General features: G+C 59.4%; 17 protein-coding genes. 3 read left to right on the top strand and 14 right to left on the bottom strand.

All coding sequences use genetic code 11. The features are described 5' to 3' along the window. Nucleotides 1-26: 26 nt before the first annotated feature. From JDW18_RS09310 to JDW18_RS09290, 5 genes are read right to left on the bottom strand one after another with little or no spacing between them, the layout of a single operon-like run. Nucleotides 27-926 carry an ADP-ribosylglycohydrolase family protein gene (locus tag JDW18_RS09310; protein WP_218243341.1) on the bottom strand — a complete coding sequence of 300 codons (900 nt, stop codon included), beginning with the start codon at nt 924-926 and terminating at the stop codon, nt 27-29. Then, nucleotides 923-1,498: a riboflavin biosynthesis intermediates N-glycosidase gene (ybiA, locus tag JDW18_RS09305; RefSeq protein WP_218243340.1), complete on the bottom strand. Its 576-nt coding sequence runs from the start codon at nt 1,496-1,498 to the stop codon at nt 923-925. The genes JDW18_RS09310 and ybiA overlap by 4 nt, the downstream gene beginning before the upstream one ends. Then, on the bottom strand, nt 1,482-2,135 hold the full coding sequence (locus JDW18_RS09300) for an HAD family hydrolase (RefSeq protein ID WP_218243339.1): 654 nt from the start codon (nt 2,133-2,135) through the stop codon (nt 1,482-1,484). Before JDW18_RS09300 ends, ybiA begins: the two co-directional genes overlap by 17 nt. Next, a complete protein-coding gene (locus tag JDW18_RS09295; RefSeq protein ID WP_218243338.1) occupies nt 2,132-2,692 on the bottom strand; it encodes an RNA 2'-phosphotransferase in 561 nt (186 codons plus the stop codon). Before JDW18_RS09295 ends, JDW18_RS09300 begins: the two co-directional genes overlap by 4 nt. Nucleotides 2,693-2,732: 40 nt before the next feature. Continuing rightward, nucleotides 2,733-3,350: a DUF4291 domain-containing protein gene (locus JDW18_RS09290; protein WP_218243337.1), complete on the bottom strand. Its 618-nt coding sequence runs from the start codon at nt 3,348-3,350 to the stop codon at nt 2,733-2,735. Between the two features lie 107 nt (nt 3,351-3,457). On the opposite strand from JDW18_RS09290, the gene JDW18_RS09285 reads away from it, so the two are divergent. After that, nucleotides 3,458-4,192, top strand: coding sequence for an NUDIX hydrolase (locus tag JDW18_RS09285; RefSeq protein WP_218243336.1), 735 nt, complete (start codon nt 3,458-3,460; stop codon nt 4,190-4,192). 135 nt (nt 4,193-4,327) lie between these two features. Further along, nucleotides 4,328-6,334: a peptidase U32 family protein gene (locus JDW18_RS09280; protein WP_218243335.1), complete on the top strand. Its 2,007-nt coding sequence runs from the start codon at nt 4,328-4,330 to the stop codon at nt 6,332-6,334. Between the two features lie 286 nt (nt 6,335-6,620). On the opposite strand, the gene JDW18_RS09275 is transcribed toward JDW18_RS09280, so the two are convergent. The 3 genes from JDW18_RS09275 to JDW18_RS09265 form a co-directional block, all read right to left on the bottom strand. Next, nucleotides 6,621-7,568: an alpha/beta hydrolase gene (locus JDW18_RS09275; protein WP_218243334.1), complete on the bottom strand. Its 948-nt coding sequence runs from the start codon at nt 7,566-7,568 to the stop codon at nt 6,621-6,623. 75 nt (nt 7,569-7,643) lie between these two features. Further along, complete coding sequence (locus JDW18_RS09270) at nt 7,644-9,107, bottom strand: flavin-containing monooxygenase (protein WP_218243333.1); 1,464 nt, start codon at nt 9,105-9,107, stop codon at nt 7,644-7,646. 11 nt (nt 9,108-9,118) lie between these two features. Next, a complete protein-coding gene (locus tag JDW18_RS09265; RefSeq protein ID WP_218243332.1) occupies nt 9,119-9,871 on the bottom strand; it encodes an SDR family NAD(P)-dependent oxidoreductase in 753 nt (250 codons plus the stop codon). A gap of 301 nt (nt 9,872-10,172) precedes the next feature. On the opposite strand from JDW18_RS09265, the gene JDW18_RS09260 reads away from it, so the two are divergent. Continuing rightward, entirely contained in the window at nt 10,173-10,973 is an 801-nt protein-coding gene (locus JDW18_RS09260) for an SDR family oxidoreductase (protein ID WP_218243331.1), read from the top strand. A 78-nt stretch (nt 10,974-11,051) separates the two neighbouring features. On the opposite strand, the gene JDW18_RS09255 is transcribed toward JDW18_RS09260, so the two are convergent. The 6 genes from JDW18_RS09255 to JDW18_RS09230 all read right to left on the bottom strand — a co-directional run bounded on the left by JDW18_RS09255 (nt 11,052) and on the right by JDW18_RS09230 (nt 18,394). Beyond that, nucleotides 11,052-12,629 carry a class I adenylate-forming enzyme family protein gene (locus JDW18_RS09255; RefSeq protein WP_218243330.1) on the bottom strand — a complete coding sequence of 526 codons (1,578 nt, stop codon included), beginning with the start codon at nt 12,627-12,629 and terminating at the stop codon, nt 11,052-11,054. A gap of 64 nt (nt 12,630-12,693) precedes the next feature. Next, entirely contained in the window at nt 12,694-13,512 is an 819-nt protein-coding gene (locus tag JDW18_RS09250) for an SDR family oxidoreductase (protein ID WP_218243329.1), read from the bottom strand. Between the two features lie 14 nt (nt 13,513-13,526). Next, nucleotides 13,527-14,393, bottom strand: coding sequence for a beta-keto acid cleavage family enzyme (locus tag JDW18_RS09245; protein WP_218243328.1), 867 nt, complete (start codon nt 14,391-14,393; stop codon nt 13,527-13,529). A 62-nt stretch (nt 14,394-14,455) separates the two neighbouring features. Beyond that, nucleotides 14,456-15,598 carry an acyl-CoA dehydrogenase family protein gene (locus tag JDW18_RS09240; RefSeq protein ID WP_218243327.1) on the bottom strand — a complete coding sequence of 381 codons (1,143 nt, stop codon included), beginning with the start codon at nt 15,596-15,598 and terminating at the stop codon, nt 14,456-14,458. Beyond that, the gene (locus JDW18_RS09235) at nt 15,591-17,567 is read right to left on the bottom strand and encodes an acetyl/propionyl/methylcrotonyl-CoA carboxylase subunit alpha (protein WP_218243326.1); all 1,977 of its coding nucleotides are present in this window, start codon (nt 17,565-17,567) and stop codon (nt 15,591-15,593) included. Before JDW18_RS09235 ends, JDW18_RS09240 begins: the two co-directional genes overlap by 8 nt. Continuing rightward, the gene (locus JDW18_RS09230; RefSeq protein ID WP_218243325.1) at nt 17,564-18,394 is read right to left on the bottom strand and encodes an enoyl-CoA hydratase/isomerase family protein; all 831 of its coding nucleotides are present in this window, start codon (nt 18,392-18,394) and stop codon (nt 17,564-17,566) included. Before JDW18_RS09230 ends, JDW18_RS09235 begins: the two co-directional genes overlap by 4 nt. Nucleotides 18,395-18,405: the final 11 nt, after the last annotated feature.

The following is an 18,405-nucleotide window of genomic DNA, read 5'->3' as shown; positions in this document are numbered from 1 at the left end:
TGCAATGCCCGGATTTGACCACGTTCTTATGCCTTTAGCCCATGCAGCGCCTGTGCCAGCTGCCTGATCTCTGCTTCCTGGTGCAGTTTCTGCAGCCAGTGCGCAGGAATGCCACTGCGCCCCCAGAATGCGCCCGCAATCTGACCGGTAATGGCGGCCGTGGTGTCAGCGTCGTCGCCCAGGTTGGCGGCTTCCAGCACGGCAGCCTCAAAGCTGTCGTGCTGGGCAAAGCACCACAGCGCAGCCTCCAGGCTGTGCACCACATAGCCGCTGCTTTGAATTTCATCGCGGCTTTTGCTTCGCCAACTGCCCTGTGCAATTTCAGCAATATCAGTGCTACCAAACGACAGCTGTGAAAAATCCAGCACCTGCTGCTTGCTCTGCCCGGCAAGCGCACGGCTCAAGGCCACCGCAAACAGCCTGCAGGCATCAAGGCACTGCGGCGCAGCATGCGTGGTGCGGGAACTCAGCGCGGCCATGTCCTGCACTTTTTGCGTATCAGCACCATACATCAGCGCAACCGGCGCCAGCCGCATCAAAGAGCCGTTGCCTGCACTCTGCGGATCAGTGCTGCCCGCCAGGGCATTGCCACTGCGCAGAAACTCCTGAATCGCCGCCCGGGTGGCCATACCAATATCAAAGCAGTGGCCGGTAGAACTCCAGTAGCCCCATTGATACCAGTTGGCATAGCGTGCCATCTGGTCCCTCGGGTCGCAGCCTTGCTTGACGATCAGGCTCTCGGCCAGGCACAGGGCCATGGAAGTGTCATCGGTCCATTGCCCAGCCTGAAGAGAAAAAGGGCCTCCACCCACCATATCGGTCAGCGGCGCAAAGCTGCCGCGTGAACGAAATTCCAGCGTTGTGCCCACGGCATCGCCGCAGGCCAGGCCCAGCAGCGCGCCCTCGCAGCGATCGAGTTCAGTCATTTTTCGCTCTTTTCACGCAGTTGTGCTCGCGCCACCATCAAGGCAAAGCCCAGCAGATTCTGGCCACGCCATTTGCGCGGCTGCTCGGCTTCGGGGTTGGCTGCGCCCATGCCTATGCCCCAGATACGGTCGCGCGGGCTGGCCTCCACCAGCACACGATCGCCCGTGGCCAAAAGAAAATCGCGCATGGCGGGGTTCTGACCGAACTTGGCCACATTGCCCTGCACCACGATGTCAAAACGCGCGGCATTCCAGCGGCCATCATCAAAATTGCGCACGCTGCGCCCCACTTGCTTGGCTGCCGCTGGCGATGGAGAAGCCAGCACGCGCAGGCGGGCTTCTTCGTCGCCAAACAAACGGGCTTTGCCAGCCATCATGAAATGCTCGGCCGTTGGGAATGTGTCGCCATCTACCTTGAACGGCGCGTGAAACCACTGGCTCAGGCAGCCCTTGCCCGCCGTGCCATCTTTTTCACTCTGGTGACCCCAGAAGCAAAAATAACGGGGGCGGTAGCCCTGATCCAGTTGCAGCAAAAGATCCGTCACGGATCGGATTTCAAAATCTCGATTCATCGTTGTTCTCTATTTGGTGAGGGCGCTCCAGCCACCAGTCGGCAAACTGCGCCAGATTGGTGTGGGTCGAGTCCATCTGTTGCAGGCCAGGGCCGGTGTTGGGTGAGCCATCGGGTTCGCGCAAGATCAGCGCCTTGTGCACTGCTTTGTGCACGGCCTGGTCCACACCCGCGAAATAAGGCAAAAAATCATCCACAAAGGCGACGGGCTTCAGTTGCGCCAAAGCCTGCGCTTTCGGGCTGCATTCCACCGAACCGGCATTGCTGGTGGCAATAACCTGCTCTATGGGGAAGCCATGCGCACGTAGATTCGCCTGACGGGCCTGCGCAAACTCCGGCTTGAGTGCAGAGACACAAACCAGTTCATACCCGGCAGACACCAGCTTTTCACAGGCCTGCACCGCCCCGCTTATCGCGGGAACGCTGGACCAGAACTGCGCATCGAAGCAGGCCCGAAACCTGTCCAGATCCGCGCCTTGCAGGGTTTCAACGCCCCAGCGGTCTATGGCCCAATAAGCTTGGGGATTGCGCAGCGCAGGGCGCTGACCAAAGGCGCGCTCCCACGCTGATGCATAGGCCAGGTTGTAGTTCAGCAATACGCCATCAGCGTCCAGCGCTATCAGCTTTGAGTTGCTCATGACCCCAGCTTTGCCAGATAGGTCACGGGAACAGCATCGGTAAGCCACACGCCGTTATCGGACTGGTAAAAAACATGGCCATCCGCAGCCATGCGCGCTGCATCCACCCGCAGCAAAGCCAGCTTGCCATGACGGCGCCCCACGGCACTGGCAGTTTCAACGCTTGCCGAGAGGTGCACATGGTGGCGACTCTGGCGCGTCAGCCCCTGCTGAAAAATAGCATCCAGAAAGCGCGTGGCCGTGCCATGGAAAAGCTCGGCAGGTGGCAGCCGGGGCATCAACTCCAACTCCACGGCAATGGAATGCCCCTGATTGGCACGAATGCGCAAGCCATCTTCACTGAAAGCAAAGCGCTGCTTGCTATTGCCTGCTACCACAGCCTGCAACTGGGCAAGGCTCATGCGGCGGCCTGAACGCGCCATGCAGGCCAGCAATTCATCGGTCTGCGCCCAGCCACCGCTATCGAGCTTGAGCCCAATGGTCTGCGGACTGTGGCGCAGCACCAGGCTGAGAAACTTGCTTTGGGTGACGATGATGTTGTCGTTCTTGTTATTCATTTAGTGATTCCTTTATTGTTATTTCTTCGAATGGCCGGGCTCAGGCGATGCTAGGCGCCGCTGGCACATAGACGTGCTCTACAGGCGTTTGCAACTGCGCGCTGTCGTCAAAGGCCATGCGCCTTTGCGCGGCCACAAAATCCCGCATATCAATTACCTCCAGCAATTGCTCCCCGGCAAAGGCCGCAAGCGTCGCCCCACGCAAGCCCAGCTGCACAGCCCTGCGGGGATGTTTGAGGCCGCTTGGCGTGTGATCGGGATCCCACTGCAGCCGTACCTCAGACTGCGCCACCGCTGCCTGCCATTCCGCCTGAGATGGATAGCGCTGAGGATCCCAGCTTGAGGGCACCGCCGCATGCAACACTGCATCAAAAAACTGGCGTGAAATGCGCAGGCCGAGCACCACTTCCTGCCCTTCTTTCTGGCCCCAGCCGGAGCGGTACATCATCCAGAGGAAATTGGGCTTGATCCAACTCATGCGCTGCAAGCTGAAGTCCGGGCCATCCAAGCGACCATGGCGAATCGCATACTCGCCAATCGCCGCGCGGTAAGCCTGATAGACCACCACCGACGTTTCATCGTACTGGGCCAGGATATGTTGCCCGGAGCTGGGCCAGCTGTGCGCCTGCTGCAGGTAGGGAGCACTATGGAGTTTCATCGTTTTTCCTATTTTTTCTTCTATCTATTCACACTTATAAGTTGTACTAAGCAACTTACATAAGTTGTACAATACAACCCAATATTCAAACCGTCAAGCCGTATCTCATGAGCGTTACGCATCGTCACACCAAACCGGCCCCGGACTTTGCCCGCCCCTACACGACGGTGGATGTGGTGATCTTCACGATTCTTGAGCAGTCGCTCAAAGTGTTGCTGGTGCAGCGGCCTGCACACCCTGACGACCCTTTCCCCAGCCTCTGGGCCTTGCCGGGCGGTTTTGTGAATGTGGAGCTGGATGCCGATCTGCAGGCCTGCGCCGCACGCAAGCTGCGTGAGAAAACTGCCGTGGACAGCCCTTATCTGGAGCAGCTAGGCAGCTGGGGCAGCGCCGCGCGCGACCCACGAGGCTGGTCAGCTACGCATGTGTACTTTGCGCTGATTGCCGGGGCCGATATTGCGCTGACCAAGGGCGCCAACGCTGCCGATGTGGCCTGGTTCGATGTCGATGAACTGCTGGCAGACCCCCGCCTGGCGTTTGACCACTCCGAAATTCTGGCCACGGCGGTGGAGCGGCTGCGCAGCAAGGTTGAATACACCTCGCTGCCCGCCTTTCTGCTCAGCGAGCCATTCACCCTGCCCCAGTTGCAGCAGGTGTACGAAACCGTGCTGGGCCGCACCGTGGATAAAAGCGGCTTTCGCACCCGCATGCTGGCCGCAAACTTTCTGCTCGAGGCTGGGCATGTGGAAGGCATGTCCAACCGCCCGGCCATGGGCTACCGGCTGGCCGACCGCAGCGGGCCGGTGGTATTTCCGCGCACCTTTAGCCCACGAGGACATTGACAAGCCAACGAAGCAAGCACTCTCTTTCGGCAACGCAGAAATTGGCCTGCAGTTCTTTGAGATACAAGCAGTTATCGATCAACGATTACCCATCGCCGTGCCGAAACCGGGCCGGGCTGAGATAATCCTGCCCCTATGTCTCTCCTGCCCCACCAGCTCGAACTCCTGTCCCCGGCGCGTGATGCCGATATCGGTATTGAAGCCATCAACCACGGAGCGGACGCCGTCTATATCGGCGGCCCCGCCTTTGGTGCACGCGCAACCGCGGGCAATGACATCCGCGATCTGGAGCGGCTCATCAAGCATGCCCATCGCTTTGGCAGCCGGATCTTCATCACGCTCAACACCATCTTGCGCGACGATGAACTGGAAGGCGCACGCCAGATGGCATGGCAGATCTACAACGCCGGAGCCGATGCGCTGATCATTCAGGACATGGGCCTGCTGGAGCTGGATATGCCGCCCATCCAGCTGCATGCATCCACCCAGACCGACATCCGCACACCCGAGAAAGCGCGTTTTCTGCAGGATGCAGGTCTGTCGCAGATCGTGATTGCCCGCGAACTGGATCTCAAGCAGATCGCCGCCGTGCGCGCTGCCACCGACCCCGCCCGCACCACCATCGAATTCTTTGTGCACGGTGCACTGTGTGTGGCCTATTCGGGCCAGTGCTTTATCAGCCACGCCCACACGGGCCGCAGCGCCAACCGTGGCGACTGCAACCAGGCCTGCCGCCTGCCCTATGAGGTGACAGACGCCAGCGGCCGCATCATTGCGCACGAAAAGCATGTGCTGTCCATGAAGGACAACAACCAGAGCGACAACCTGCGCGCCCTGATTGACGCCGGCGTGCGCAGCTTCAAGATCGAGGGCCGCTACAAGGACATGGGTTATGTGAAGAACATCACGGCCCACTATCGCAAGCTGCTGGACGAAATCATCGAAGAGCGCGAATTCTCCGAAGCCCCGCTGGCGCGCTCGTCTTCGGGCCGCACCACGTTCACCTTCGAGCCCGATCCTGACCAGAACTTCAACCGCGAGTTCACCGACTACTTTGTCAACGGCCGCCAGGATGATATCGGCGCCTTTGACACACCCAAGACCCCCGGCCGCGCCATTGGCTGGGTCACGCAAGTGGGTGACAAGTGGTTCGAGATCGAAGCCAGCGACAAGGCCACCGAACTGCACAACGGCGATGGCCTGTGCTACTACGACCTGCAAAAAGAACTGGTCGGAGTGCACATCAACCGCGCCGAATGCATGCATGCCAAAAAAGGCATCTGGCGCGTGTTCCCCAAGAACGAAATTGCCACCTTCAAGGACCTGCGCAAAGGCCTGGAGATCAATCGCAACCGCGATATGGAATGGGTGCGTACGCTGGAGAAAAAATCCAGCGAGCGCCGCATCGGCCTGTGGGCCGAGTTCAAGGAAACAGCGAACGGCTTTGCGCTGCAGCTGACCGATGACGATGGCTTTGTGGGCGCCGCCGAGATTGCCCATGAACACCAGACCGCCACCGATGCAGCCAAGGCCGAGGCCACGCTGCGCGAGCAACTGGGCCGCTTTGGCGCTACGGTCTTTGAAGTGCACGATATTGCGCTAAACCTGTCGCAGCCCTGGTTTGTGCCCGCGTCGGCTCTGAACCAGCTGCGCCGCGAGGCGGTGGCCGCTCTGGAAGCTGCACGTGAAGCCGGCTTTGTGCGCCTGCCCCGCGCCGTGCCGGTAGAGCCTCCCGTTCCCTTCCCCGAAGACACGCTCAGCTATCTGGCCAATGTGTTCAACCAGAAGGCCCATGACTTCTACGTGAAGCACGGTGTGAAGGTGATTGACGCGGCCTACGAAAGCAAGGAAGAAGAAGGCGAAGTCAGCCTGATGATCACCAAGCACTGCGTGCGCTTTTCCATGAGCCTGTGCCCCAAGCAGGCCAAGGGGGTGATTGGCGTCAAGGGCACCATCAAGGCCGAGCCGCTGCAGCTCATCAACGGCAAGGAAAAGCTCACGCTGCGCTTTGACTGCAAGCCCTGCGAGATGCATGTGGTGGGCAAGATGAAGAAGTCGGTGATGAACCAGCATGCCAAGGAAATGCAGGAACACCCCATGCAGTTCTACCGCACGCGCCCAGCTCCCAAGCCTGTGGCGTAAGCGCTATCGGCCATCCCTTCAGGCAGCCTCAGGCACACAAAAAAGCCCGCAAACCAGACCTGGTTGCGGGCTTTTTTGCTGTCGAATTTTTTGTCTCAGACCCCTAGTAAAAACCCTTGAATCACTATTTTCAGGCGGATCGTCCATTTTTTAGGCAATCCGTGGAAAGCACCATCTGGCGCGGGTTTCAGCAGTTCAAACCGCAGTTTTCCACAAGAGCGTCCACATGATGCGGGGATAAGAATTGCAGCAGCTTACACACATGACTGTGCGTAAACACAGTCCCTTATTGAGCGACTGAAACCGCCCTCCCGGCAGGCAGCTTTTCCAGCAACTGGCAAGCCTGTTCCAGAGACTGGGCAACCGCTTTGACCAGCGTGCTGAAGCTTGCAAAGCCATGAATCATTCCTTGCGCGCGAATGCTTTGCACCGGCACACCAGCCTGCTGCATGCGCTGGGCAAATGCCTCGCCCTCATCGCGCAAGATATCAAGCTCCGCCGTCACCATCACCGCTGGCGGCAAGCCCGTGAGATCCTCATATTGCGCCACCGATGCCAGCGCATTGACAGGGCTGCCCGGGTGGTAGTGGCGCCACATGGCCGCCATGGCTTCGCTGGTCAGCATGGGAATCTGGCCAAACATGGCGTATGACTGCGAATCCATGCGCGCATCGCACACAGGGTAGAACAGCAACTGCTTTTGAATGCCCTCCCAGCCGTCTTCCTTGGCACGCAGGCAGCTGACAATGGCGAGATTACCGCCCGCGCTGTCGCCCGCCACCACGAGCTGTGAGGCATCGCAATGCAACTGAGCCGCATGATCGGCCACCCAGCGGGTTGCCGCATAGGCATCATCCTGCGCGGCAGGAAAGACATGCTCGGGCGCCAGACGGTAATCGACAGACACCACATTCATGGAGAGCAGGCGGGCCAGATGGCGGCACAGACTGTCGTGGCTGTCCAGCGTTCCAATGCACCAGCCACCACCGTGGAAGAACACCATCACCGGAGCCACAGGCACATCATCCGGGCGATAGAGCCTGGCCTTCATGGGCTGGCCTGCGCCGCCCGTCATGCTGAGCTCTCGCACCTCATGCATGGGCAAGTCTGCTGGCGGAAACGGCATCTGCGCCATGAGTTCGCGAATCTCGGGCACAGGCATGTTGACAAAGTCCATGGGGGGAGCGTCCTTGAACGCTTCCAGCATGGCGGCGAGTTCGGGGTGAATCTGCATCTTCATTCCTTAAGAGAGATAGACATTGCCCAAGACTTGCGCCATGGGCATGGAACTTGAAAGCGATGGGCGCCCTCAGGCAGCGACGACTTCTGTCTGATGATGGGTGTAGTCCTGCCAGACGGGCTGGGACATCTCTTCACGGAAACGCGACTGTGACCACGGCCAGGTATTGGGCACGCCGTTCTTGTCCAGATACCAGCTATTGCAACCCGAGCCAAAGACCGAGCCCTTGGCCGCCTGCAGGCGCTCCTGATCGTAGTTCGCCAGTGCTTCGGACTTTGCAGACAGCCCAGCAATGCTGCCATCGCTGACCCGCTCTATCAGTTGCCAGATATAGCCCCACTGCATCTCGGATGTATCGATCAGCGAGAAGTTGCCCACCGGCGATGTGGGGCCGTTCATGAAATAGAAGTTCGGGAAGTCCGGCACCGAGATGGACTTATAGGCGGTGGGCACATTACTCCAGGCCTGCTCCAGTGTTTGCCCCTGAAGCCCCGTCACATTCATGGGGCGCACATAGCGGTCGGCCTTGAAGCCCGTGGCCAGCACCACGATGTCCACTTCATGCAGCACGCCATCGCTGGTGCGAATGCCCGTTTTTTCAAGCTTTTCGATACCCTCGGTCACCAGCTCGGAATGCGGCTGCTGAATCGCCTTGTAGTAGTCGGGCGAGTAAATCAGGCGCTTGCAGCCCGCACGGTAATTGGGCTGCAGTTTCTTGCGCAGCGCCGGATCGGCAACGCTGTTATCCAGATTTTCCTGGCACAGCTTTTGAATTTCCTGAATCTGCTCGGAATCCGGGTCCAGCACGCCCTGGGTGAATCGCTCCACATTGGCCAGATACGTGGGCTCACGCTGCAGATATACGAGCAAATCCCGGTTGCTGCGAAACTCAGCGCGCTGCTCTTCGCTGAATGCAGGATTCTCGACCGGGAAAATCCACTGCGCAGTGCGCTGGAAATGCCTGACCTTGCTGCGCTCCGCCAGGGCGGAAACAATCTGCACGCCCGTAGAGCCCGTGCCAATCACCGCAATCTTTTTGCCCTCCAGCGGCACGGAGTGATCCCAGCGGGCGCTGTGAATCACATCACCTTCAAAATCTTCCAGCCCCTGAATCTGCGGATAGTTGGGGTGATGCAGCACACCGGTCGCGGCCACTACCACGCGTCCTTCATAGCGCTTGCCATGCTGGTCCTGCAGCGTCCAGGCATCGCCTTCCCACTGCGCATTCGTAATTTCGGTATTGAACTGCGCGTATTCAGCAATGCCATATTTGTCATAGACCATCTGGAAGTACTGCTGAATCTCTGCACCCGGCGGCAACACACGCGACCACTCAGGGTTAGGCTCAAAGGAATAGGTATAGGCGTGCGAAGGCACATCGCAAGTCAAACCGGGGTAGGTATTATCTCGCCAGGTTCCACCCAGCGTTTTGGCCTTCTCCAGAATAATGAATTTCTTGCCGCTATTTTTCAGATGAATACCAGCCAGAATACCGGACATACCGCAGCCAATGACAATCACATCATATTTCATGATTATTTACCTCAATACATTTCAATAACTTTGGCCGCAGAAAATCCGCCATCGACCGGAATATTGACGCCCGTCACGAAAGACGCCATATCAGACAGAAGGAAAGCCACGGTATTACCCACTTCATGGGCTTCACCAGCACGGCGCAGCAAATGCTGTTTGACAAAGCCTGCATAGGCGGGGCTTTGATCCAGCCCTGCTGTCATCGGGGTATGAATCAGCCCGGGGCTGATGGAGTTCACACGCACCCCATGCAGACCAAAGTCAGCGGCCAGGCTGCGCACCATCTGCAGAACCCCGCCTTTGGACGTGCAATATGCCAGATTGCTGGGGTTGCCCAGCATGCCATTGATGCTGGCAACGGCCACGATGGAGCCCTGCTTGCGCTCTTTCAGGTGTGCAGCCACGGCGCGGGCACTGAGCATGGTGCCTGTCAGGTTGATCTGCAGCACCTGATCCCACTCCTGCAATGTCATTGTCTGCAGATCGCCGACACGCGAGATACCGGCAGAAGTTACCAGCCCATCAATCTGCCCATGGCGCGAAATCACATCTTCAACCAGCGCCTGCGTCATCTCCCAGTCGCTCACATCCAGCTTGCGAAATTCGCAGCCTGCAGGCAGATCATGGGTCTGCGACAGGTCTGCACAGATCACCCTGGCGCCGCTGGCCGCCGCAACCGTGGCACTGGCCAGGCCAATTCCCGAAGCACCGCCCGTAATCAAAATCACTTTGCCCTGCAAGCCGCTCATTATTTGATTCATTCAAACCTCGAAATATGCAATCAACGATTAAGAGAGGTTTGTATTCTTCGACTTTACTGGGCACAAATCACTGTGAATTTTCCTCTTTACAAAATCGACTTGCACTCGCAGGCTCTGGGGAAAACCATTAATTGATTTGAACACACTGTGCCCCTTGAATTTTTATGTCAACAAGGGTTTGTATTTAATGATTTATCCAGCACTGCGAATGCATCAATATTCTGTCAAGCGGGAATTCATGAAAATATCAAATATCGAATCAATGCTTTAATAAAACGGTATTTAACGCAATGAGGAAATCATGAAAGTTGCTGTCATCACTGGGGCTGCAAGCGGTATTGGCGCGGGTCTGGCCAAACAGGCGGTTGCCCGGGGAATGAAAGTCGTGCTGGCTGACCGCGATCAAGCTGGGTTGGAAAAAGTCGCAGCCGAGCTGGGCGAGCAGGCCCTGGCCGTCGTGACCGATGTCACCAGCCAGGCGTCACTCGATGCGCTGGCTGACAAGGCCTACGCCGCCTTTGGTCAGGTTGATCTGCTGTTCAACAACGCAGGGGTTCTGACCACCGGCAATAGCTGGGAGATCAGCGACGCCAAATGGCAACAAGCCTGGCAGGTCAATGTGAACGGCATCGTCAACGGCCTGCGCGCCTTTGTGCCGCGCCTGCTCAAAGCCGATCGCCCGGCCCGCATCATCAACACGGCCTCCGTGGGTGGCTTCCTGCCCAGTCCCTTGATGGCTCCCTACTCTGCCACCAAGTTCGCCGTCGTTGCGCTGACTGAAAGCCTGGCCAATGAACTGGCAACGCTGAACCCGCTGATTCAGGTTTCCTTGCTGGCCCCCGGCCCCGTCAAGACTGCTATCTTCAGAGAAGCGCCATCCGAAGCATCTGCCCAGTTTCATGGCTTGATGACCCATATGCTTGATGAAAACGGCCTGAGCAGCGATCAATTTGCGGGCCTGGTTTTTGCAGCGATTGACCGTGGTGACTACTGGATCGTGCCCCAGCCTGAAACGCTTTATCCGCTGCTTGAAGCACGCAACAAGATCATTGCCGAAAAGGGCAACCCCATCTTTGTCTGGGCCCCTGAAACTGTGAATTGACCTATTCCCAAGGCAAAGAAACGGGCCGCTCTGCATCTGCAGCCGACCCGTTTTTCATGAGAGAGAGCTATTACTACTTTAGCCGCCCCAAAGCTCTTTGGCAATCTGCTCGAACTGGCGGCGCATCACGTTTTTCTGAACCTTGCCGGTAGCCGTTGCCGGAAACGCATCCACAAAATGCACAAGTTTGGGCACTTCAAAGCCCCCCAGATGCTGGCGGCAATGGGCCAGCACCGACTCGGCATCCACCGCTGCACCCGGCTTGCGCACCACAAAGGCACACACGGCCTCGCTCCAGTGCGGATGGGGCAAACCAAATACAGCCGCAGCCGCCACCTCGGGATGGGCCAACACCACCGCCTCCACCTTGACGCTGGCCACGTTCTCGCCGCCGGTCTTGATCATGTCCTTCTTGCGGTCGATGAATTCCATGCGCCACTGCGCATCCCACATGCCCAGGTCGCCGGTATGGTGCCAGCCATATTTCTGGGCTTCCTCGGTCGCTTTGGGGTCCTTGAAATATCCCAGCATCGCATTCGGGCCGCGATGCACGATTTCACCGAGCTGACCTGGGCCCAAAAGATTGCCTTCATCGTCCATCACGGCTGTCTCGCAGGTGGTCAGCGAACGGCCCCAGAAATTCGCGTCACACTCAGGATGCAGCAGCGGATAGAACGTCATGGTGGCCGGGTAAATTTCCGTCTGCCCCGTGGCCAGTGAAAGGTTGCGTGACATGCGCTGGGCAATCTGCGCAATCAATGGCTTGGGAATGGGCGCCATCGCATAAATGCACTGGCGCACTGTCGTCGGCGCAAAGCCCGGATCGGCCAGCACCGCTGCGTACATCAAGGGCAGGCCCACAAAAATCGTCACCCCTTCCCGCAGCACCAGCGCAGCGACTTCCGCAGGCACAAAGGCTCGCGTCAGCACTGTGCAGGCCCCGGTTGCCAGTGCAGTCTGGGTCAGGGAATGCTGGGCGCAGTGAAACAGCGGCAACCAGCCACTGAGCACATCCGTCTCGCAATAGTGCATCTCGTCAATATTGCCTTTGACAGCGGTATAGACCGAGAGATGGGAATGCACCACACCCTTGGGGTTGCCCGTGGTGCCGCTGGTGTACATCAGCAAAGCGGCCTGATTGTCATCAATGTCCACATCCGGCAAAGAGTCTGGCTGGCCCTGCTCCGCATCGGCCAGTGAAACAGCCGAAGCAACCGGCGCCTGCGCCCTCGTCATGATCAGCGGCAGCTGCAGTTTCTGCAGCAGCTCTGGCAGCCCCGGCAGACCAAGCATTTCATGGTCCACCACGACTGCCGAAACCTCTGCATGCTGCAGGATGTAGCCAATCGCAGTCGCATCCTGCTTGATATTGACAGGCACCCACACCTGCCCCGCCTTATGAATGCCGTTGCACGCCACCACCATATCGATGGAGTTGGCACACAGCATGCCCACCTGCTTGCCCGTACCCAGCATTGACAGCAGATAGTGCGCAAAACGCGAGCTTCGTGCATCCAGATCGGCATAGCTGATGCGCTGATCGCCATCCACCAGCGCCGTGCGTTCTCCAAATTTGCGCGCACTGCGGTACAGAAAATCGCCCAGCGCAATGCGCCGGATGCGCCGCGCCTGCCTCGACAGATTCATCTCAATCATGGTGTGTCTCCTTGATAGTGTGATTCGCAACCCATCTCGCTTTTTTGATTTTTTGCTGTTATCTCTACGCCCTTTTTTCCGCCATACCAGCCGCTGCCGAGGCTGCTGCGGCAGTAATCATGGGCGATAGCTGCCCCTGAGCACCACCATCACAGGCGATGACCGTGCCAGAGATATAGCTGGCCGCATCGCTACCTAAAAACAGCGCCAGCTGCGCAATATCGTCCGTGCTGCCCATACGCCCCAGGGGCACCATCTTGCGCACCAGTGCATCACCTTCCTCCCCCTGAGGTGCCAGACGCCGCATGCCCTCCGTCCCCGCAATCGGGCCGGGCGATATAGCATTCACCCGCACACCACGGCTTCCCCACTCCAGCGCCAGCACCCGCGCCAGATGATCGACACCCGCCTTGGCCGCACACACATGGGCCTGGTAGGTCATGGGGACGGTGGATTGCGGGGCTGTAATGAAAATCAGGCTGGAATTTCCCTCGCGCAAATGCGGCAAACCTTGTCTTGCCACATGAAAACTGCCCAGCAAATCAATATCCACCACCACCTTGAACGCGTTGAAAGACATCTGATCGGCGGGCGCCAGAAAATTGCCCGCAGCGCCCGAGACCAGCACATCAATCGGCCCATGCCGCTGCACTGCCTGCGCCAGCGCCGCAGCCACGGCCTGCTCATCACGCACATCCGCCACCACGCCCATCGCACCGGGCCCGAGGCTTTCCAGTGCCGCATCCACATTGGCCTGCTTGCGGCTGGCCACCGAAACCCTGGCACCGGCTTTGTCATAGCTCTGCGCAATGCCCAGATTGATACCCGTGGTGCCGCCAAACACCATCACATGGCGGCCTGTGAAGTCAAATTGCACGTTCATGAACTGCTCCTCGCTCAAGCCGCCAGATGCAGCAACTGCCGCGCTTCCTGTGGCGTTGCCACCTCACGCCCCACATCGCAGGCGTAGCGGGCCAGTTGCTCTATCAGCGGCGCATTCGACGTGACCTTGCTGCCATCTGGCAGATAGAACGTGTCTTCCAGACCACTGCGCAGATGGCCGCCCAGCTCTGCCGTGCGCAGATGCGTGGGCCAGATCTCGCTGCGCCCGATCAGCGTGGTCTGCCAGGGCGCATCCTTGATCTTGAGCTTGAGCAAGATGGGCAGCAGATCAGGGTCAGCGGGCATGCCGGACTCCACGCCCATCACAAAGTTGTATTCCGGCAAGCCCTTGTACATGCCGGTTTCCACATACATGCCCACGCAGCGCACGATGCCCACATCAAAGCACTCGAACTCGGGTAGCGTGTTTGTCTCTGCCATCACGTCCAGAAAGTCCTGCACCTTGGCGGGCTGGTTGTCGAACAACATGGGAGGCCAGGCCCACTGCCCGTTGCTGCGCACCTTCAGGTAATTGAGCGACCCGGCATTGCAGGCGGCCATCTCGGGCCGCGTGGCACGCAGACAGTCCAGCGGCCCCTGATAGCTGGGGCCAACCACGCCCGTCGTCTGGTTGATGATGATGTCCGGGCAGGCTGCACGCATGGCGTCCACGCAGGCTTTGGCAACAGCGGGCTCCCAGCTGGGCAGATGGCCTTTGCCCTCTTCCTGCTTGCGGAAATGCACATGCACGACAGATGCCCCTGCGTCATAGGCTCGGCGCGCTTCCTGCGCCAGCTGCTCTGGCGTAACGGGCACATGGTGCTGCGCCGGGTCCGTCAGAACACCCGTAATCGAACAGGTGATGATGGCTATATCAGACATGCTTGCTCCTCAAATAGAAGCTGATAGCACTTGATGGACAAGCGCTTCAGGCCAATTTCGCTTTAAATTCGCCACTGGCGCGCTGCCAGCTCTTTCATGATTTCTTCGGTGCCGCCACCAATCGTCAGCACCTTGACCTCGCGGTAAATGCGCTCACTCACGGTGCCACGCATGAATCCCATACCGCCCAGAATCTGCACCGCCGTATCGGCGCAAAACTGCATGGTTTGTGTGGCCTGGTTTTTGAGCACGCAGACTTCGCCCACCCAATCCGCGCCGGTATCGCCGCCATCTGCGCGTGCGGCCACGGCGTCCAGCCAGGCTTCGGTGCTGCGTATGCGCTGTTGCATGTCCACCAGTTTGTGGCGTATGACCTGATGCTGATTGATGGTCACGCCAAAGGTCTTGCGCTGCTGCGCCCAGGCCTGCGCCTCGTCGTAGCAGGCTTGCGCAAAACCCAGCGCGCCGCAGGCAATGCCCAGCCTCTCGCCATTGAAGTTGTGCATGATGGCGCGAAAGCCCTCGCCCTCCGCCCCCAGAAGATGGCTTGCTGGCACACGCACGCCGTCAAAGAACAGCTGCGCAGTATCGGAACATTGCCAGCCCATTTTGTGCAGGCGGCTGCGTCGCAAACCAGCGCTGTCGCCAGGAACCAGAATCAGCGACAGGCCTGATGCGCCTTTTTCCTCGCCCGTGCGCACCGCCACCGTGATCCAGTCTGCACGCATGCCCGAGGTGATAAAGGTTTTTTCACCATCAATGACATAGTGATCCCCATCACGGCGGGCACGGGTGCGCACCGCCGCCACATCCGATCCGCCACCGGGCTCGGTAATGGCCAGCGCCGCAATCTTGCGCCCCGCCAGCACATCGGGCACAACCTGCTTGCACAGGGTCTCACTACCCAGCGCCACCACTGGCGGCAGGCCGATGTTGTGCGACAGCAAGCTGGCCAGCACGCCACCACTGGCACCATGGCGGCACAGCGCAATCCATAGCGCTGAACGCAAGCTGTGCGATGCGGGCGTGCCGCCCCATTCCTCGGGGTAACCAATACCCAGCAGGCCCAGCTCTGCTGCCTGCAGATAGAGCTGGCGCGGAAACTCTCCCGCCTCATCCCAGTCCGTCACATGGGGCGCAATCTGCTCGCTGGCAAAGCGACGCACCATGTCATAAAGCATCTCACGCTCGGTCGGTTCATGCATGGCCCGTGCCCTCCAGCGGTGCCAGTTTCAGCAAAACCTGGCCCGGCGCGACCTGCTGGCCAGCGTTGACCAGCACGGTCTCAACCACGCAGTCAGCCCGCACGCTCAGGCTGTGCTCCAGTTTCATGGATTCGATGACCAGGGCCACCTCACCGGGCTTGAGGGTCTGGCCCTGGCTCACCGTGATCTGCACGACCTTGCCGTTAAACGGTGCACGCAGTTCGCTGGCTTGTGCCGCCCCCACTGCACTCTGCGGCGGCTGATAGCTGACATCATCCACCCACCAGTCCACCGCGCCAGCCTGCAGATGCCAGCGGGCCAATCCTTCTTCCGAAGCCACTTGAACTGCGCTGATGCTTTGCATTAAACCGGCCTGCAGCGCTCTCCAGCCATGCGAATACAGCTCATTAATTTGAAGCACCACAGCTTCCCCGTCATCCGCACGGCAAGACCAGCTATTACGGCTGATGGGCTGCAGCGCAAGCTCCTGACTCTGCCCACGATGGCGCAGCTTGCGCAGCTGGGTATAGCTGCAGGCCATGCTGCCGGGCATCTTCCCCACGGCAGCAAGCACACCCCACAGTCTGTGTGACTGAGATTCTTTTTCGCGCAACTGCTGCTGCAGCCGAGCAGCATCCCCCGCCAGATAGGAGATCAGCGCCTTTCCCTGGCGAAACACCGCATCGCCCAGACACTCCATTAGAAAAGCACGGTTCGTAGGAATGCCCAGCAGCTTCAGCTGCCCTAACGCGTGGATAAGCTGGTCAATTGCCTGCTGCCGCGTGGGCGCATGAACAATCAGCTTGCCCAGCATGGCGTCGTAATAGGGAGTGACCTCGCTGCCGCAGGCCAGACCATGATCGAAGCGCAGCGACGCAGGCTGAAAAGCGGCCGCATCCAGGGCTTCAAAATACTTCACCACACCGGTATGGGGCTGAAAATTCTCATCTTCAGCGCACAGGCGCACCTCAATGGCGTGACCATGGAGCTGAACTTGGGCCTGAGTCAGCGGCAGCGCCTCGCCTCTGGCCACGCGAATCTGCCACTCCACCAGATCCAGCCCCGTCAACGCTTCGGTCACCGGGTGCTCTACCTGCAGCCGCGTGTTCATCTCCATCAGATAGAACTGCTGGCCTTCCAGCAAAAACTCCACCGTGCCCGCGCCCACATAGCCTGCCGCTTTGGCCAGTGCCACCGCGCACTGCCCCATGCGTTCACGCAGCTCTGCATTCACCGCTGGGCTAGGTGCTTCCTCGATGATTTTCTGATGGCGGCGCTGCACGGAGCAATCACGCTCGCCCAGATGAATCACATGGCCGTGTGCATCGGCAAAAATCTGCAGCTCTACATGGCGCGGGTGCATGATGGCGCGCTCAACCAGCAAATCACCGTTACCAAAGCCCGCCAGCGCTTCCGACCTGGCACCAGCCAGCGCCGCAGCCAGTTGCTCCGCACCCGGCACCAGCCGCATACCACGCCCGCCACCGCCAGCCACAGCCTTGACCATGACGGGATAGCCTATGGCTGCGGCCTCAGACTCAAAACGCGCCTCTGACTGATCTGCTCCCTCATAGCCCGGCAAGCATGGCACGCCATGGGCCTTGGCCAGTTGCTTAGCCGCCGCCTTGCTGCCCAGCTGACGGATGGCGGCTGGCGGCGGGCCTATCCAGATCAGCCCTGCATCCTGCACCGCCTGCGCAAAGCCTGCATCCTCACTCAAAAAGCCATAACCTGGGTGCACTGCATCCGCCGCGCAAGCCTTTGCTGCAGCCAGCAGCTTGCTCACATTCAGATAGCTTTGCGCCGACGTCAGCCCCCCCAGTGCGTAAGCCTGCGTGGCCTGCTGCACATGCAGACTATGGGCATCCGCATCGGAATACACGGCCACGGTTTCAATTCCCATGCGATGGGCCGTGGCCATGATGCGCAGCGCAATCTCGCCGCGATTGGCAATCAGAATGCGCTTCATCGTTCACCTCCTGCAGTGACCCAGGGCGCAGCCTGCTTGCTGGCAAAGGCTTTGAGCCCCGCACTCGCTTCCGGCCCGCGCAGTGCCTGCGCAAAGGCGATGGCCGCCTGATCGAGCACGGCATCCAGACTCTGGCCTGCATCACCCGCCATCAACTTTTTGCTGGCAGCCACCGCCTGCGGTGCGGCCAGCGCATATTGCCCAATCTGTTGCTGCAGCTGCGCTTGCCAGCTGGCGGCATCCGGAGCATCGACAACCCGCTGCACCAGCCCCGCCTCAAAAGCCTGCCTGGCCGACCAGCGCTGACCGCACAGCAACCATTGCCGCGCTCGCGCATCCCCCAGCCTGCGCTGCACAAAGGGGGCAATCTGCGCAGGCACAATGCCCAGTGTGACTTCGGGCGTGGCAAACACCGCTGCAGAATCTGCCAGCACCAGATCAGCCACGCAGACCAGGCCCACACCGCCGCCCATGACGGCACCTTGCACAGCCGCCACCAACAGCTGCGGCAAAGCGGCCAGTTGCTGCAGCAAGCGGCCAAAATCCCTGTTGAACTGAACCAGCGGATCGGCCTGGCCGTTTTGCAAAGGCCGGCCAATGCTGCTGGCAAAGCTGCCCAGGCTGCCTCCGGCGCAGAAATTGCCGCCATTGCCGGTCAGCACAATCAGGCGCAATTGCCCGTCTGAAGTAGCTCTGGCGCATTGTTCACTCAATGCCAGCACCAGTTCATCCGTCAACGCATTGCGTGTTTGTGGCGAATTCAGTCGCCACCATTCCATCGCACCGCTACCCATTGGCTGGCGTTCGATTTCAAGCACTTGAGCCATGCTGATTCCCC

Source organism: Comamonas fluminis, from assembly GCF_019186805.1.
Taxonomy (GTDB): Bacteria; Pseudomonadota; Gammaproteobacteria; order Burkholderiales; family Burkholderiaceae_C; genus Comamonas; species Comamonas fluminis.
This window is presented reverse-complemented; position numbering and strand designations above follow the sequence as displayed.

What these genes read in the sequence shown, in the direction of transcription:
- JDW18_RS09260 (WP_218243331.1), top strand. Translation starts at nt 10,173, where the DNA reads ATGAAAGTTGCTGTCATCACTGGGGCTGCAAGCGGTATTGGCGCGGGT.
- JDW18_RS09265 (WP_218243332.1), bottom strand. Translation starts at nt 9,871, where the DNA reads ATGAATCAAATAATGAGCGGCTTGCAGGGCAAAGTGATTTTGATTACG.
- JDW18_RS09270 (WP_218243333.1), bottom strand. Translation starts at nt 9,107, where the DNA reads ATGAAATATGATGTGATTGTCATTGGCTGCGGTATGTCCGGTATTCTG.
- JDW18_RS09235 (WP_218243326.1), bottom strand. Translation starts at nt 17,567, where the DNA reads ATGAAGCGCATTCTGATTGCCAATCGCGGCGAGATTGCGCTGCGCATC.
- JDW18_RS09290 (WP_218243337.1), bottom strand. Translation starts at nt 3,350, where the DNA reads ATGAAACTCCATAGTGCTCCCTACCTGCAGCAGGCGCACAGCTGGCCC.
- JDW18_RS09255 (WP_218243330.1), bottom strand. Translation starts at nt 12,629, where the DNA reads ATGATTGAGATGAATCTGTCGAGGCAGGCGCGGCGCATCCGGCGCATT.
- JDW18_RS09245 (WP_218243328.1), bottom strand. Translation starts at nt 14,393, where the DNA reads ATGTCTGATATAGCCATCATCACCTGTTCGATTACGGGTGTTCTGACG.
- JDW18_RS09300 (WP_218243339.1), bottom strand. Translation starts at nt 2,135, where the DNA reads ATGAGCAACTCAAAGCTGATAGCGCTGGACGCTGATGGCGTATTGCTG.
- JDW18_RS09310 (WP_218243341.1), bottom strand. Translation starts at nt 926, where the DNA reads ATGACTGAACTCGATCGCTGCGAGGGCGCGCTGCTGGGCCTGGCCTGC.
- JDW18_RS09280 (WP_218243335.1), top strand. Translation starts at nt 4,328, where the DNA reads ATGTCTCTCCTGCCCCACCAGCTCGAACTCCTGTCCCCGGCGCGTGAT.
- JDW18_RS09295 (WP_218243338.1), bottom strand. Translation starts at nt 2,692, where the DNA reads ATGAATAACAAGAACGACAACATCATCGTCACCCAAAGCAAGTTTCTC.
- ybiA (WP_218243340.1), bottom strand. Translation starts at nt 1,498, where the DNA reads ATGAATCGAGATTTTGAAATCCGATCCGTGACGGATCTTTTGCTGCAA.
- JDW18_RS09240 (WP_218243327.1), bottom strand. Translation starts at nt 15,598, where the DNA reads ATGCATGAACCGACCGAGCGTGAGATGCTTTATGACATGGTGCGTCGC.
- JDW18_RS09230 (WP_218243325.1), bottom strand. Translation starts at nt 18,394, where the DNA reads ATGGCTCAAGTGCTTGAAATCGAACGCCAGCCAATGGGTAGCGGTGCG.
- JDW18_RS09285 (WP_218243336.1), top strand. Translation starts at nt 3,458, where the DNA reads ATGAGCGTTACGCATCGTCACACCAAACCGGCCCCGGACTTTGCCCGC.
- JDW18_RS09250 (WP_218243329.1), bottom strand. Translation starts at nt 13,512, where the DNA reads ATGAACGTGCAATTTGACTTCACAGGCCGCCATGTGATGGTGTTTGGC.
- JDW18_RS09275 (WP_218243334.1), bottom strand. Translation starts at nt 7,568, where the DNA reads ATGCAGATTCACCCCGAACTCGCCGCCATGCTGGAAGCGTTCAAGGAC.